This window comes from Aquitalea sp. ASV11 (assembly GCF_016429185.1).
In the GTDB taxonomy this organism is placed as follows: Bacteria; Pseudomonadota; Gammaproteobacteria; order Burkholderiales; family Chromobacteriaceae; genus Aquitalea; species Aquitalea pelogenes.
Window position 1 is genome coordinate 1 of record NZ_JAELUD010000012.1, and the last position, 15,652, is coordinate 15,652.

A 15,652-nucleotide genomic window follows, 5' to 3' on the forward strand; every position below is an offset into this window, starting at 1 on the left:
TCGTCAACACTTTGTGCGAAGAAATCTGCAGGATTTGCCAAAATTCCGCCCCGCTGCGCGCTAAGTCACTGAACGGTAATACTTTATGAAATTCGGGTTTCATGACTGTTTTGCTGCGGGTGCACAGTCGGCGATGCACTGGCGTCCTTCCTGACGCTGACCCACGAGGGAAACTGGCGCAAAAAGCTGGTTTCCCCGCCGACACAGGCATCAAAAAGCCCGGCTGGGCCGGGCTTTTTGATGAGTCAGCCATTTCCGATACCAGAAGAGGGCTGTCCTCATGACAGCTTACTGACTGTCCGGCTTCTTGGTATTTCGGCTACGGCCGCGCGGTGCAGATGGTACCGCTGCCTCAGAACTTGCAGCCGGCTTACGGCGCGAACGCGGAGCAGGTACAACGGCATCCCCCGCAGACTGCGCAGCTACGGAACTTCCCGCAGGCTTGCGTCGTGCGGCTGTCGACTTCGCTGGCTCACTTTTCACAGGCGGCCGAGGATCCACCGGCGTTGGCACCGCTGCCGGTTTATGCTGATTCCTTGCCCTGCCGGATGCTGCCGATGCCGCTTGCGGAACAGCAGCGACATTATCTTGTCGGCTGGCAGCATGTTTGCCATGCTGATTCCGACTACGCCCACCATGATTGGTCTGCTTGCGGGAGGATGTAGCAGTATGGCTTGCATGCTGTGTCTTCTCGCGCTTACCTGCGGGAGAAGCCAATCCAGGCTGCGTAGTATCGCGCACCAATGCAAAATCAACCTGGGCATTTTCCAGATTGGCGCTCACCACCTTTACCGTCAGCGTATCGCCGAGGCGATAAGACATCCCGCTCTTTTCACCAACGATTGCCTGAATATCCTTGCGGAAGTGGAAGTAATCCTTACCCAGTTCGGAGATATGCACCAGGCCTTCCACATAAACATCATCCAGCAACACAAACACGCCAAAACTGGTGACGGCACTGATCTTGCCTTCGAATACCTCGCCTACCTTGTCCTGCATATAGTAAGTCTTGAGCCAAGACTCGACATCACGACTGGCATCATCCGCCCGCCGCTCTGTCATGGAGCAATGCATACCCAGCTGGGCCCACTTGCCGGGTTTGTATTTGCTGCCCTGCAATACCGCCTTGATGGAACGGTGAACCAGCAAATCCGGGTAACGGCGGATCGGTGAGGTGAAATGCGTGTAGGCATCATAAGCCAGACCAAAGTGGCCATTATTGTCTGGCGTATAGACGGCCTGCTGCATGGAGCGCAGCAACATGGTTTGCAAGACAGGCGCATCGGGGCGGCCGTGAATCTGCTCAGCCAGCTTGGCATAATCCTTGGCTGTCGGCTTGTCGTTACCCGCAAGAGTAAGCCCAACCAACTGCAAGTAGTTTCGCAGGTTCTCCAGTTTTTCCGGCGTGGGGCCTTCATGTACGCGATACAGGCATTTTTGCTTGCTCTTGAGCAAGAAGTCCGCCGCACAAACATTGGCCGCCAGCATGCACTCTTCAATCAAGCGGTGCGCATCATTGCGGACCACCGGAACGATCTTGTCTATCTTGCCCTGCTCGTTGAAGATCATCTGGGTCTCAATCGAGTCAAACTCGATTGCACCACGCTTGGCCCGCGCAGCCAGCAATACCTTGAACAGACTGTAAAGCGTCTGGATATTCGGCAACAGCGGATTATCGGTCCCATGCTGGATCCAGTCCCATACCTGGGTATAAGTCAGCCGAGCCTTGGACAGCATTACGGCCGGGTAGAACTGGTAACGCTTGACCTCGCCCTTGCCATTGATTTGCATGTCACAAACCATGCACAGCCGCTCGACATCGGGATTCAAGGAACAGATGCCGTTTGACAGTGCTTCGGGCAGCATGGGAATGACACGGCGCGGGAAATAAACGGACGTTCCTCGCTCCAGTGCTTCCTTATCCAGGGCATCACCCGGTTGAACGTAATGACTGACATCAGCAATAGCCACAATCAGTCGGAAACCCTTGCCTTGCTTTTCCGCATAGACAGCATCATCGAAGTCGCGCGCGGTTTCACCATCAATGGTCACCAATGGCAGATGGCGCAAGTCGACACGATCCTTGGACAAGTCTTTTTTGCGCACTTTCTTGGGTGTGGACTTGGCCTGGGCCAATACTTCTGCCGGAAACTCATGCGGCAAGGCATGTTTACGCAGCGCAATTTCAATTTCCATGCCCGGATCAGCATAATTGCCCAGCACTTCCACAACCTTGGCTACCGGCTGTCGGTAGGCATCCGGATATTGCAGGATTTCCACCATCACCACCTGGCCATGCTTGGCATCCTTCTCACTGCCTGGCTCGATGAGGATTTCATGCCGGATACGACGATCTTCTGGCGTGACGATCCATACCCCACGTTCCTGATGAATGCGCCCTACCAATTTGCTGAATGCATGATCCAGCACCTCGACAATTTTTCCTTCCTGCCGGCCACGACGATCAACGCCGGAAGGACGGACCAGTACGCGGTCGCCATGCATGACTTTTTTCATTTCACGCTCGGGCAGGAAGATATCCACCCCACTGCCTTCACCTTCATCCGGCAGAGCAAAACCAAAACCGTCACGGTGACCGGAAACCTTGCACTTGATCAGGTCCAGCTTTTGAGCGGCACAAATTGCACCTTTGCGATTGATGATCAGCTGACCTTCACGTTCCATGGCCAGCAGGCGGCGCTCAAAGAAGCCCAATTCGGTATTCTTGATAGACAACATGGCGGCCAGTTCTTCCGGAAACATTGGCACACCGTTATTTTCCAGAAGTTGCAGAACGAACTCCCGGCTGGGTAAGGGATTGGAATATTTGAGTTTTTCTCGTTCCAAGAAGGGATCCTGCAAACGCAGGGGAATGTTTTTTTGTTTTTTTGCAGATTGGGCCATTGACACCCTCAGAAACTTGTTTATAATTCGCATCTCGTTGCAGCAAGACAGCAACTGAATGATACAGCAAAGCAGTGCCCAGGTGGCGGAATTGGTAGACGCACTAGGTTCAGGTCCTAGCGCCCGCAAGGGTGTGGAAGTTCGAGTCTTCTCTTGGGCACCAACAAACTGTATTGTAGAGTGCTTGTTCAGCTTGTAGCAGAAAATTTGGTTTGCCCAGGTGGCGGAATTGGTAGACGCACTAGGTTCAGGTCCTAGCGCCCGCAAGGGTGTGGAAGTTCGAGTCTTCTCTTGGGCACCAACAATTTTTAGAATCAGCATTTACTGCTGGTTTGCAGTACGACAATTTGCTTTGCCCAGGTGGCGGAATTGGTAGACGCACTAGGTTCAGGTCCTAGCGCCCGCAAGGGTGTGGAAGTTCGAGTCTTCTCTTGGGCACCAATAAAAAGCCGTTGATCTCCGATCAACGGCTTTTTTCATTTCTGCGCAGATAATTTCATTGTGCTTGCTTTTTGCTACCCTCCCCGCGTACTGCCAGTGCAGCACCAGCATTACGATCCAGCCGCCAGAAAAATGCGACCGAAAGCAAGGTCAGCATGCCCATCGCCAGAAAAGACCAGGCGAAATCGCTGCTTTGCAAAGTCCCATGTCCTTGCAATCCCGCAGTCGTCTGCAAAATGATGGCTGCAAAAGTCACACCAAACCCAGCTGCCAATTGCTGCGCCACGCTGGACAGACTGGTTGCATGGCTCATGCGAGCCTGTGACACATCGGCAAAGGCAATGGCGTTCAGACTGGTAAATTGCAAAGAGCGCAGAAAACCACCGAGTACGAACACCAGCAGCATCACCCAGTGCGGTGTTTCGGGACGAAACAGCCCGTACACCGCCATGGACAAGGCGACCAGTACGGCATTCCAGGTCAGTACTTGCCTGAAGCCAAAGCGTTCGAGCACGCGGGATACAATGGTTTTCATGAAAATGGCGCCAACTGCGGTGGAGCAAGTCAGCAAGCCCGATTGAAAAGGCGTGTAGCCAAAACCAAGCTGCAACATCAAGGGCAACAGGAAAGGTGTAGCACCTATCCCCATGCGAATGAGAAAGCCCCCCAAGACACTGGCATGAAAAGTTGGCAAGCGCAGCAAGGACAAATCCAGCAAGGGCTCGTCAACCCGGCGGTAATGCAGCAAGTAAGCCAGCAACATTACTCCCCCAGCCACACTGACTGCCAAAGAAAGGTTGGCAGACAGCATATGCTTGCCCTCGGTAGCCAGCCCCAGCATCAGCATGGACAAGCCCACTCCGCTCAAGAAGAAGCCGGTCTTGTCCAGTGCCGGTACATTTTCATCCCGCAGATTCTCGATGAAACGGCCGGCGAGCACCATGCCTAGCAGACCAATGGGAATATTGATGAAGAATATCCAGCGCCAATGGAAATACGTGGTGATAAACCCACCCAATGGTGGCCCGATAACAGGGCCCAGCAAGGCAGGAATGGTGAGGTAACTCAACGCCCGGACCAATTCATCCTTGCGCGTTGTGCGCAAGATGACCAGTCGTCCCACTGGCACCATCATCGCTCCGCCCATACCTTGTACGAAGCGTGCCAGGACAAATGACTCCAGCGAGCCACTGAAGCCGCAAAGAATGGAACCCGCCATGAAAACCAGGATGGCCGAGCGGAAAATGCGACGTGCGCCGAAACGGTCCGCCATCCAGCCGCTGACGGGGATAAAGACGGCAAGGCTGACCAGATAGGAGGTCAGCGCCAGCTTGAGCGCCACCGGATCAACCAACAAATCCTGTGCAATGGCGGGCAAGGAGGTGGAAATAACCGTGGCATCCATGTTCTCCATGAATAATGCGGTCGCAATGATGAGCGGCGTCAGCATGCCGCGGGCAAGAAGAAACTGCATGTCGTGTCAAAGCGGTAGAAAATCTGAATTCAGTCTAACAGCTTGACCCAAACCCACCGCAAGGATCTTACAAACAAGTGTTGCGGATGACTGAATAAAACAAGGCAGCGCATGGCTGCCTTGTTTGTGATGACACCTCCGGGGCGTTACTGCGCTGGCAACTGCAAGGCGTTACTGAGGTCACCCATAGGGGCTGACCCATGAGCGCGCAAACCGGCATCACGCTCCAGTACGCCAGGCAAAGGTTGCAACTCAAAACGGCGCGTCAGGAAGCGCAGGATGGAGCCGGTATCGTATTGCGTGTGATCGACAAAGCCTTTGCGGGCATAGGGGGAAATGATGATGGCAGGAATTCGGCTACCCGGCCCCCAGCGGTCACCTTGCGGAACTGGTGCATGGTCGTAGATGCCACCGTTTTCATCGTAAGTCACCACAATCAGCATGTTCTTCCATTGCGGGCTCTGCTGCAGACGGGCAATGACCTGGGCAATGTGCTCGTCGCCATCTGCCACGCTGGCATAACCTGCATGCTGATTGACATTCCCTTGCGGTTTATAGAATGAAACTGCTGGCAGCTTCCCGGCTTGTGCAGCCTGGAGGAACTCTGCATCAAAATCCTTTAGGTGTGCCTGACGATTAGCCTGCCGGGTAAGCGGATCAAAGTCGGCGTAATAGTTGAAGGGCTGATGATGAGGCTGGAAGTTTGGCGTACTGCCATTGTAGATATTGCTGCGCGCGGCAAGTGCAGCATTCCAGCCACCGGCATACCAGGCCCAGCTCACACCTTTGGCGCTCAGCCGATCCCCGATGGTCGGACCGTTCTGGGCAGGCAAGGTGGTTGCCTTGGCAGTATCGGCATACTGACTTGCTCCATTGGCAGCCGGGGCATTGCCACTGGGCTGATATAACGGCTGCATGGTGTTCACTGCATAGAACATGCCCTGCTGGTCTTTTGGCGTCAGGTTGCCGTCATTCTTGTAGCTTGGTTTGCCCTCCAGAACCGATGGCTTGGCACTGGCAGCAGGCGTCAGACGCAAGAAGCGTCCCTGTGCATCGGTGTCGATGGCCGAGATGGAATCGCGAGCCGGCGAGTCAGCTGCATCTGCATGCGGATATTGCGGAGCACAGGCGCAAATCAGGTACTGGTGATTGAGGAAGGAACCACCAAAGGCACCCATGAAAAAGTTGTCGGCCAGCGTGTACTGGCGCGCCAGTTTCCACAAGGCCATCTTGCTGCCATCGTAATACCCCATGCTCAGACCACCAGCATCGGAATAAGCGGCAAACTTGTCGTTGGCACCACCATTGATCTGCATCTGGTTGTTATAAAAACGGTGAACCAGATCTCGTGTCGTGACATCCTGCGCAATCACGGTGCCGCTGCCCTGCACTCCTTTGGGATCATCCAGCTGGAACGGCCGGTTGGGCCAGCCCATGGTTTGTGCCTGGGACAAGGTGACACGCTGCCCGGCTACCGTCAGCCCCCCCCAGGTCGGCGGTAATACGGGGAGCACGGAACCATCAAAATCCTTCTGCGGTATGTACATACCACGTGAAGAGGGGTTCACCCCGGGTATGCCGTTTGCACCTGGAAACAGCCCGTACAAATTATCAAAAGCACGGTTTTCGGCAAAAATGACCACTACGTTCTGGATGGCATCAAGCGAGCCGGCAGTTGTCGGTGCCGCTACAGGCATGCTGTTACAACCCGCCAGAGCAAGGGTCAGCGCCATCGGTGCCAACAAGGGCCTGGAAATTTTCATGTCTGTCTCCGTATGCTGAATACCAGCGATTGTCGCTGCGGCGTGTTGCAGCATGATGATGGATTAGAAACTGAAAATAATTGACGGTGCAAGGCGGCAGTTACTGACCCTAGTACAGAGGATTAACGTCATCAGGCCGTGATGAAACTACGCTATGTTGCAACAATCCTGTCGTCGATCAAGCACCATGTACCACTCCACTCCCCTGTTACGCATTTCTGGTTGGCTAAGCGGCATTGTGCTGCTCGGCAGTCTTTGCGCATGCTCACAGGCAGGCAGACAAGCGCAAGTCAGCCCGGTGGCCGGTATTTATGCAGTCAGTTCAATACCGGACAACCATCAGCTGACCCAGCTGGGACGCCAGCTATTCCTTGAAACGGCGCTATCGGCCAATGGCAAGCAATCCTGTGCCAGTTGTCACAGCCCGGATCATGCTTACGGCCCTCCGGATGGCAAGTCGGCACAGCTTGGCGGGCTGGATGGCAAGCAAATGGGTAACCGTGCCGTGCCGTCCTTGCGCTATTTACAGACCGTACCGCCTTTTAGCGAGCACTTCCGCGACAACGATGGCAATGACAGTGAGGATGCAGGACCAACCGGGGGCTTTACCTGGGATGGCCGCGCGGCCAGCTTGCACGAACAGGCGTCCATTCCATTGCTGGCAAGCAATGAAATGGCCAATGTCAGCGCAGACCAGGTGGTGAAGCAGCTACAAGGCAGTACAAGTGCCAACGCCTTCATGGCAGTTTTCGGCAAGGATATTTTCCAGTACCCGGCACAAGCCTTCGACAAACTGGTGCTGGCACTGGAGGTATTCCAGCAAAATCCGGCAGATTTTTACCCGTATAGCAGCAAATATGATGATTGGCTGCGGGGAAAGGCTGATCTGAGCCGTCAGGAGATGCGCGGCTTGCAAGTATTCAACAATCCGGACAAGGGCAACTGTGCTGCCTGCCATTTGAGTGAACGCCAGGCCGATGGGGCTTTTCCGGCATTCAGCGACTTTGGCCTGATTGCGCTGGGTTTACCACGCAATCGACAACTGGAAATAAATCGGAATACGGCATTCCACGATATGGGTCTATGTGGACCAGTGCGCCAGGATATGCAGAAAGCAGAATACTGCGGGCTATTTCGGACCCCGTCCTTGCGCAATGTGGCCACACGCAAGGTGTTTTTCCACAACGGGGTATTCCATGATTTGCGCAAGGCGGTGGAATTCTATGCCAGCCGTGATACCCAGCCGGAAAAATGGTACCCCGTCGCCAGCAATGGCCAGGTGGTCATGTTTGATGATTTGCCGACGGTTTATCATGGCAACATCAACCGCGATGCCCCCTTTGGTGGAAAAAAGGGCGCATCGCCAGCGCTTAACGCAGAAGAAATCAACGACTTGCTGGCTTTTCTCGGCACACTGACGGATGCAGATGCCCGCCCGGCACGCAGCGGGCCATAGGGGCCGCTGCGCTTACGCATCCAGCCGGGGTACATCCTCCCGGCTCAGCATGGCAGCCAGTACATCCACCACCAGTTGGTGGTCCTCGCGTTGTGGCAAACCGGACACCACGACCGAGCCGACACACACGCCGCCTTCCAGCAGCAGCGGAAACCCGCCGCCATGGGTAGCGTAATCTGCCAGTAGCAGTCCGTTCTTCTCCTGCAGGGTGGTTTGCTGGCGCTGGCAATCCAGTCCGATGGCCAGTGAGCTGCGCTCGAACTTCTGCACCACATTATGCTTGCGCCTGGCCCAGTCCTCGTTATTGGCTGTGGCACCCGGCATCAGGCACTGAAAGCGCCGGGTCTGGTTGAGAGTAAGCACAATCGCCAGTGCGGCACTACGCCGTATTGCCTCCTCCCGCAGACGACAACCCACCAGCCACGCGGTATCCGCATCGAATTGCTTGAATTGCAGCAGGGCTTCCTGCTGCGCAATGATCTGCAAATCCTGCTCGATACTCACAGCACCTCCTCCGCTGAGATTTCACGCCCCGACGCAGCGCTACGCACGGCGCGCTCCAGCCACTCCATCACATTGGTGGCTTCGGCGGCAGTCACGGGATTACTGTCCTGCCCACGGATGGCTGCAGCAACACGCTGGTAGTAACAACGATAGTCACCAACCTGATTAGCCCATTGCGAGCAATGGCTCACATCACCTTCAGCCACGATCAGCTGCCCGGGCAGAGGGTCATTGCCCCATCCTTCTGCGCCCACAGCCTTGCCCTGCTTCAAGTCCGACTCCTGCGTATCCAGTCCGTATTTGACGTAGCTGGCCAGATCACCATGCACCGCATAGCGCGGGTTACCACCACTCACCAGGCATGAGCCATGCAATACCACGTGCGTTGCAGGATAGCGCAATTGCACATGGAAATAATCCGTTGCCTTGGCACCCTGACGCTGCGTGGCAAGAAAGGCGGTCACGCCCAGAGGACGCCCGAACAACAACAAGGCTTGATCCAGCAGGTGCGGACCCAGGTCGTACCACAAACCGCTACCGGCCCCGCCCTGCTCGCGCCAGCGCTGTCGTACTTCAGGACGGTAGCGGTCAAAGTGCGAGGCAAACTGGCTGATCTGCCCCAAGCGGCCACTTTCCAGCAACTGGCGCAGGGTCAAAAAATCTGCATCCCAGCGACGATTATGGAAAACGGATAACAACACACCCTGCTGCTTTGCCAGCTCATCCAGCTGTCTTGCCTCGCCAAGCGTGACGGTAAACGGCTTGTCGACGACGACATGCTTGCCAGCCAGCAATGCAGCACGTGCCTGTTCGAAATGCAAGTCATTAGGGGTGGCAATCACAATCAGATCGACTGCTGCATCTTGCAAAGCCTGTTCAAGCGAGGGCCAGCACCGTGCATCAGGCCAGTCAGCCTGCAACTGTCCAGGCTTGCTGCTGACAATCCCGTACAGGCGCAGGTCCTGGCAGGCGGCAATCAAGGGAGCATGGAAGGTTTTACCGGCATAACCATAGCCAAGCAATACAGCATTCAAAGGTGTGCTCATGTTATTTCCAGGGGGAGGCAAGGCAGGTGAATCACGCGCAGGAGAGAGACTGCATCCAGGGTGTTAGCGCTATCATGCCAGCACTGATGCATAAAAAAAACCCACCGTATGAGGTGGGCTTTTTTGGATCAGGCCAGGATTACAGCCCGTAAGGATGACGCAGTACGATGGTTTCTTCACGGTCAGGACCGGTGGAAACGATATCGATCGGCGCACCACATACTTCTTCGATGCGCTTCAGGTAAGCCTGGGCGTTAGCCGGCAGGTCTTCCCAGCGCTTCACACCAACGGTGGAATCCGTCCAGCCCGGCATGGTTTCGTAGACTGGTTCGCACTTGGTTACCGCATCGGAACCGAAGGGCAGAATGTCAATCTTCTTGCCATCGAGCATGTAGCCGGTGCACAGCTGGATTTCTTCCAGGCCGTCCATCACGTCCAGCTTCATCACGCACAGACCGGACACACCGTTGATCTGGATGGAACGCTTCAGCGCGGCGGCATCGAACCAGCCACAACGACGCGGACGACCGGTAACCGAACCGAACTCGTTACCACGCTTGGCCAGGAATGCGCCAATTTCGTTTTCCTGTTCGCTCGGGAAGGGGCCGGAACCCACGCGGGTGCAGTAGCCCTTCACGATACCCAGCACGTAGCTGAGCATCTGCGGCGGCACGCCTGCGCCCGGTGCTGCGGCACCAGCCACGCAGTTGGACGAGGTGACGAAGGGGTAGGTACCGTGGTCGATGTCCAGCAGGGTGCCTTGGGCACCTTCAAACAGGATGGGAATACCGGCCTTGTCCATGTCGTACAGGGTACGCGACACGTCAGACACCATCGGCTTGATGCGCTCGGCCAGCTTCATGGTGTCAGCCAGGATAGCTTCATAACTTACCGGTGCTGCCTTCAGCAGATTGGTCAACAGGAAGTTGTAGTACTCAACGTTTTCCTTCAGCTTGGAGGCAAAACGTTCCGGGTTGAACAGGTCGATCACCTTCAGTGCACGACGGGCAACCTTGTCTTCGTAGCAAGGGCCGATACCGCGACCGGTGGTACCGATCTTGCCTGCACCCAGCGCGGCTTCGCGCGCCTGATCCAGCGCCACGTGGTAAGGCAGGATCAGCGGACAGCCTTCGGCAATCTTCAGACGGGCCGAGGCATTCACGCCAGCAGCTTCCAGTTCGTCGATTTCCTTCAGCAGAGCCTCAGGCGACAGCACCACGCCATTACCGATGAAACATTCCACGCCTTCACGCAGAATGCCGGACGGAATCAGACGCAGCACGGTTTTCTTGCCATTCACCACCAGGGTGTGGCCCGCATTGTGACCACCCTGGAAACGTACCACAGCACGTGCGTGGTCGGTCAGCCAGTCAACGATCTTGCCCTTGCCTTCATCACCCCATTGGGTACCGATCACGACAACATTCTTGGACATTGGAAAAACCTCTTCTTCAGTCAAACTAAAAATCAGTTAAAGGGGACGATCTGCCAGCCGTCAGCGGCCGGAACCAGTTCACGGTTGCAGCCGATGGCCTCGGCTGATTCCCCCAGATAATCAATGATCACGACTTCGCCGCCGGCGCGCAGGCGCTCGACTTCTGCCTGAGCCGCTGGCAGATGGCGATTGGAAACGCGGATGCCCATGGCACTGCCGCGTTCCGGCAGGATCTGGATCAGATCACGCAGATCCAGACTGAAACCTGTTGCAGGACGAGCGCGGCCAAAACGACGACCGACATTGTCGTAGCGGCCACCACGGGCCAGCTCCACCGCCCAGCCCGGGGCATAGGCGGCAAAAATCAAACCGGTATGGTAGTGCGTGCCGCGCAGCTCGGACAGATCGAAGCTGATGGCAACACGGCCTTCAAAGGCACGGGCAATGGCAGTCAGCTGCATCAGTGCCAGTTCCACTTCCGGCAATGAAGGCAGACGGGTACGCGCCTTTTCCAGCACGCTGGCCGGGCCGTATAGCTCCGGCAGAGCCAGGAAGGCAGAGCGATACGGTTCGGCCAGACCGGCAACCTGTTCGGCAATACTGGCTGCATCCTTGTTTTGCAGGACGGCAAACAGCTCGCGGGTTGCCTGCGGCGACAAGCCTGCGGCATTGGCCAGACCACGGAAAATGGCGGTATGGCCGACGTCCAGACGCAGTTGCGGCACCTTGACCTGTTCCAGCGTGGACAACATCAGTTCGATGATTTCGATGTCCGCCTCGATACCGGCATATCCATAAAGCTCGGCACCAACCTGCATGGGCTGGCGCGAGCTCATCAAACCGTTGGGACGGGTATGCACCACGCTGCCGGCATAGCACAAGCGCGTCACACCAGTGCGATGGCCCAGCAAATGAGCGTCAATACGCGCCACCTGCGGGGTGATGTCGGCACGCAACCCAAGCTGATGACCGGAAAGTTGGTCGTCCAGCTTGAAGGTTTTCAGATCCAGCGCGGTATCCCCTTCGGCGATCAGCGAATCGACATATTCGATCAGCGGCGGCAGGACCAGTTCATAGCCTGCACAGCGGAATTGTTCCAGCATCGCCGCCTTGGCAGACTCCACCTGGCGGGCAGTGGCGGGCAGAATGTCCGCAATGTATTCGGGTAACAGCCAGTTACGCATATTCCGTTTTCGACAAATAAAAGGCGGGATTCATCACCCCGCCCTGTTTACGGCAAACTGGCCGGGGTGTCCGGCCAGTCATGAAAACTGATTGTAGAATCAAGACAACGCTTACTTGCCCTTGCTGGCAGCCTGCGGGTTCTTGAAGTACTTGAAGAACTCGCTGTTCGGGTCCAGCACCATGACATCGCTCTTGTTCTTGAACGATTCCTTGTAGGCATCCATGCTGCGCCAGAAGGCGTAGAACTCCGGACTGCGGCTATAGGCTTCAGCATAAATCGCTGCGGCCCGGGCATCGCCAGCGCCTTTCAGTTGCTGCGCCTTGTTATAGGCCTCGGCAAGGATGACATCGCGTTGCTTTTCTGCTTCGGCTCGGATGCGTTCAGCATCGGCAGCACCTTCGCTGCGCAACTGGCTGGCGACGGTACGACGTTCTGACTGCATGCGGTCATAAACAGAGTTGCTTATTTTATCCGGAAAATCGACTCGTTTTAAGCGTACATCGAGAATTTCCACGCCTATTTTACGCGCATCTGCGTCTGCGCGCTTGCGAACCGTGTCCATCACCTCGTCCCGCTTGCCGGAAATCACGTCGGCAACCGTCTTCTGGCCAAACTCGGCGCGCAAGCCATCATTGATGGTTTGCTTCAGGCGGGCGACCGCTGCGGCTTCCGAACCAACGCTCTTGTAGAACTGTTCGACATCGACAATGCGCCATTTTACATAGCTATCCACCAGCACGTTCTTCTTCTCGCGGGTGTTGAACAGCTCTGGGGCTTCGGCATCGATGGTCAGCACACGGCGGTCGAAATAACGCACATTCTGCAACAGCGGTATCTTGAAATGGATGCCCGGGGTAGTGATGATGCGGTTCACCTCACCAAACTGGAAGACCATGGCGTACTGGCGCTGGTCGACAGTGAACAGCGACAGGCTGGCGATGAACAGGGCGGCAAGTACCGCGAGCAAGGTTGGCATGAGTTTCTGCATGTCAGCGCTCCCCGCCGAGAATGTCACGGCTGCGACCGAAATCGCGACCATTCTTGTTACCACGTACGGCAGGTGCTACCGGCGTCGCTGGCTGCACTGCTGCTGGTGCCGAAGCTGCACTGGCCGCAGCGGGTGCAGTTGGCGCAGTCGCTTGCATCAGTTTGTCCAGCGGCAGGTAGAGCAGGCTATTGCCGCCCTTCTGATCCACAATGACCTTGCTGCTGGCACTCATTACCTGCTGCATCATGTCCAGATACAGGCGGTCACGCATGACCTTGGGAGCCTTGTTGTATTCCGACAACACTTGCTTGAATCGGGAGGCATCGCCTTCTGCCTCAGCTACCACTTTCTGCTGGTAGGCTTCCGCCTCCTGTTCCAGTCTGGCAGCCATGCCCTTGGCTTTGGGCACTACATCATTGGCGTAGGCCAAACCTTCGTTGCGTAGCTTGTCCTTGTCCTGACCTGCCTTCACGGCATCATCAAATGCGGCCAGAACCTGCTCGGGTGGCTGCACGGCATTGATGTTGACCTTGGCAATACGCACCCCCAGGCCGTAACGATCCAGAATGTCCTGGATCACTTTTTGTGCGTCTGCGGCAATCTGGGCACGACCTTCATTCAGGACAAAGTCCACCTTGTTGCGGCCGACAACTTCGCGGATGGCCGTTTCCGTAGCCTGCTTGACGATATCGTTGGCATTACGGTCGGCAGAGGCATTGTTGAACAGGAAGGCCTTGGAGTCCTTCACGTCGTACTGGACCGAGAGTTGCACGTCGATGATGTTCTGGTCTGCCGTCAGCATCAGCGACTCTTCCGGCACCTTGTTCTTGGCATTGCTGCGATACCCGACTTCCACGCTGCGCAGTTCGGTCAGGTTGACGATTTCAGCTTTCTCAAACGGGTAAGGCAGGTGCCATTGCAAACCCGGATCGGTGACGCGGCTGAAACTGCCCATGCGTAACACCACCCCCTGCTCCTTGGCATCCACGACATAAAACCCACTACCCAGCCATAACGCAGCCAGGACACCGACCACAGCGACGGCGCCGCCCTTGAATGCAGCCTTGGGTTCCGGGCCTGGCTGCCCTCCTGCCGGAGGACGGGCACCAAGCAAACGTGCCAGTTTCTGATTGAGCTGGCGGAATACTTCGTCTAGATCCGGCGGTCCGTCACTGCCCTGACGTCCCCGGTTTGGATCATTCTGCGACATATTCGTCTTGTTCTTCATGTTGGTTATCAGGTGACTGCAAGCGTTCGGCAAGTGCTTCACGCAAGAGTTCCAGCCCTTCCCCGGTGAGAGCGGACAGACGCACGGCCTGGATTTCACCATGCTCGTCCCGTTCGATGTCAGCTGGCAGCTGGCGCAAATCGGTCTTGTTCCACACAATCAGCTGCGGCACGGACTCGGCGCCGATTTCAGCCAGCACCTTGTTGACTTCTTCGATCTGAACATCTCGCAAGGGGTTGGAAGAATCGACCACATGCAACAACAGGTCGGCCTGGATGGTTTCTTCCAGTGTGGCGCGGAATGCGGCAACCAGGGTATGTGGCAAATCCCGGATGAAACCGACGGTATCCGAAACAATGATGGATGTTTCGGTATTGAGAAACAGCTTGCGGCTGGTGGTGTCCAGTGTGGCAAACAACTGGTCTGCCGCATAGGCACGTGCCTTGGTCAGCGCATTGAACAAGGTGGACTTGCCTGCGTTGGTGTAACCGACAATGGAGACCGAGGCAATGCCGGTGCGCTGACGACCACGGCGCTGGGTATTGCGCTGCTTCTGTACCTGGGCCAGGCGTTCTTTCAGTGCCTTGACCCGGTTGCCCAGCAAGCGGCGGTCGGTTTCCAGCTGGCTTTCACCCGGTCCACGCAGACCAATACCGCCTTTCTGGCGTTCAAGGTGGGTCCAGCCACGCACCAGACGGGTAGCGATATGCGACAGTTGCGCCAGTTCGACTTGCAGCTTGCCTTCATGGCTACGGGCGCGCTGGGCAAAGATGTCCAGGATCAGGCTGGTACGGTCGATCACACGGCATTGCAGCGCGCGTTCCAGATTGCGCTCCTGCGCTGGCGATAGCTGGTGATTGAAAATCACCACATTCGCACCCGTGGCCCTCACCATCACCCCAACCTCTTCCACTTTTCCCTTGCCGGCAAACAAGGCGGCATCCGGACGCTGGCGTTTGCCCTGGATGATGCCGGTGACAGTGACATTGGCAGAGCGAACCAGCTCGGCACATTCGGCAACATTTTCCTGATGATCCGGATCACCAAAATCCAGACAGACCAGCACAGCCTGGTCTCCAATATCGGGACGATCAAACACAGTATTCAAAACCGTTATAAAGGGTTGCGCTGCAACTGCTGAGCATGGCTGCAGCCGAACCTGGCATGAAAAAAGGCCGACAAACCGTGTCTGGATGACACAGTCTGGCGGCCCGTGGAGGATTCAGC

11 protein-coding genes and 3 tRNA genes are annotated in these 15,652 nt (G+C 56.2%); 4 read left to right on the plus strand and 10 right to left on the minus strand.

Features of this window, described 5'->3' with window-relative positions:
• Positions 1–288 precede the first annotated feature (288 nt).
• Complete coding sequence (gene rnr, locus JHD62_RS05995) at positions 289–2,904, minus strand: ribonuclease R (protein ID WP_199102164.1); 2,616 nt, start codon at positions 2,902–2,904, stop codon at positions 289–291.
• 76 nt (positions 2,905–2,980) lie between these two features.
• Here rnr and JHD62_RS06000 point away from each other — a divergent pair.
• From JHD62_RS06000 to JHD62_RS06010, 3 genes are all read left to right on the plus strand, one after another.
• Positions 2,981–3,067: transfer RNA gene (locus tag JHD62_RS06000), tRNA-Leu, on the plus strand.
• A gap of 51 nt (positions 3,068–3,118) precedes the next feature.
• Positions 3,119–3,205, plus strand: a tRNA-Leu gene (locus tag JHD62_RS06005).
• A gap of 53 nt (positions 3,206–3,258) precedes the next feature.
• Positions 3,259–3,345 (plus strand) — tRNA-Leu (locus JHD62_RS06010).
• Between the two features lie 55 nt (positions 3,346–3,400).
• On the opposite strand, the gene JHD62_RS06015 is transcribed toward JHD62_RS06010, so the two are convergent.
• Together JHD62_RS06015 and acpA are read right to left on the minus strand one after the other, a co-directional pair.
• Positions 3,401–4,819: a DHA2 family efflux MFS transporter permease subunit gene (locus JHD62_RS06015; protein WP_233160672.1), complete on the minus strand. Its 1,419-nt coding sequence runs from the start codon at positions 4,817–4,819 to the stop codon at positions 3,401–3,403.
• Positions 4,820–4,965: 146 nt separating this feature from the next.
• Positions 4,966–6,582 carry an acid phosphatase gene (acpA, locus tag JHD62_RS06020; RefSeq protein ID WP_233160674.1) on the minus strand — a complete coding sequence of 539 codons (1,617 nt, stop codon included), beginning with the start codon at positions 6,580–6,582 and terminating at the stop codon, positions 4,966–4,968.
• A 298-nt stretch (positions 6,583–6,880) separates the two neighbouring features.
• Between acpA and JHD62_RS06025 the strand changes: the two genes are divergently transcribed.
• Positions 6,881–8,038: a cytochrome-c peroxidase gene (locus tag JHD62_RS06025; protein ID WP_370541036.1), complete on the plus strand. Its 1,158-nt coding sequence runs from the start codon at positions 6,881–6,883 to the stop codon at positions 8,036–8,038.
• A gap of 12 nt (positions 8,039–8,050) precedes the next feature.
• On the opposite strand, the gene JHD62_RS06030 is transcribed toward JHD62_RS06025, so the two are convergent.
• The 7 genes from JHD62_RS06030 to hflX all read right to left on the minus strand — a co-directional run bounded on the left by JHD62_RS06030 (position 8,051) and on the right by hflX (position 15,524).
• Complete coding sequence (locus JHD62_RS06030; protein WP_199102166.1) at positions 8,051–8,542, minus strand: heme-degrading domain-containing protein; 492 nt, start codon at positions 8,540–8,542, stop codon at positions 8,051–8,053.
• Positions 8,539–9,588, minus strand: a complete 1,050-nt coding sequence (locus JHD62_RS06035; protein ID WP_199102167.1) for an oxidoreductase — start codon at positions 9,586–9,588, stop codon at positions 8,539–8,541. The genes JHD62_RS06030 and JHD62_RS06035 overlap by 4 nt, the downstream gene beginning before the upstream one ends.
• Before the next feature lie 139 nt (positions 9,589–9,727).
• On the minus strand, positions 9,728–11,023 hold the full coding sequence (locus tag JHD62_RS06040) for an adenylosuccinate synthase (protein ID WP_199102168.1): 1,296 nt from the start codon (positions 11,021–11,023) through the stop codon (positions 9,728–9,730).
• Between the two features lie 32 nt (positions 11,024–11,055).
• A complete protein-coding gene (locus tag JHD62_RS06045; protein WP_045844763.1) occupies positions 11,056–12,207 on the minus strand; it encodes an ATP phosphoribosyltransferase regulatory subunit in 1,152 nt (383 codons plus the stop codon).
• Positions 12,208–12,318: 111 nt separating this feature from the next.
• Positions 12,319–13,185, minus strand: a complete 867-nt coding sequence (gene hflC, locus JHD62_RS06050) for a protease modulator HflC (protein WP_370541037.1) — start codon at positions 13,183–13,185, stop codon at positions 12,319–12,321.
• 13 nt (positions 13,186–13,198) lie between these two features.
• Complete coding sequence (gene hflK, locus JHD62_RS06055) at positions 13,199–14,425, minus strand: FtsH protease activity modulator HflK (protein WP_233160676.1); 1,227 nt, start codon at positions 14,423–14,425, stop codon at positions 13,199–13,201.
• Complete coding sequence (gene hflX / locus JHD62_RS06060; protein ID WP_045844771.1) at positions 14,394–15,524, minus strand: GTPase HflX; 1,131 nt, start codon at positions 15,522–15,524, stop codon at positions 14,394–14,396. Before hflX ends, hflK begins: the two co-directional genes overlap by 32 nt.
• Positions 15,525–15,652: the final 128 nt, after the last annotated feature.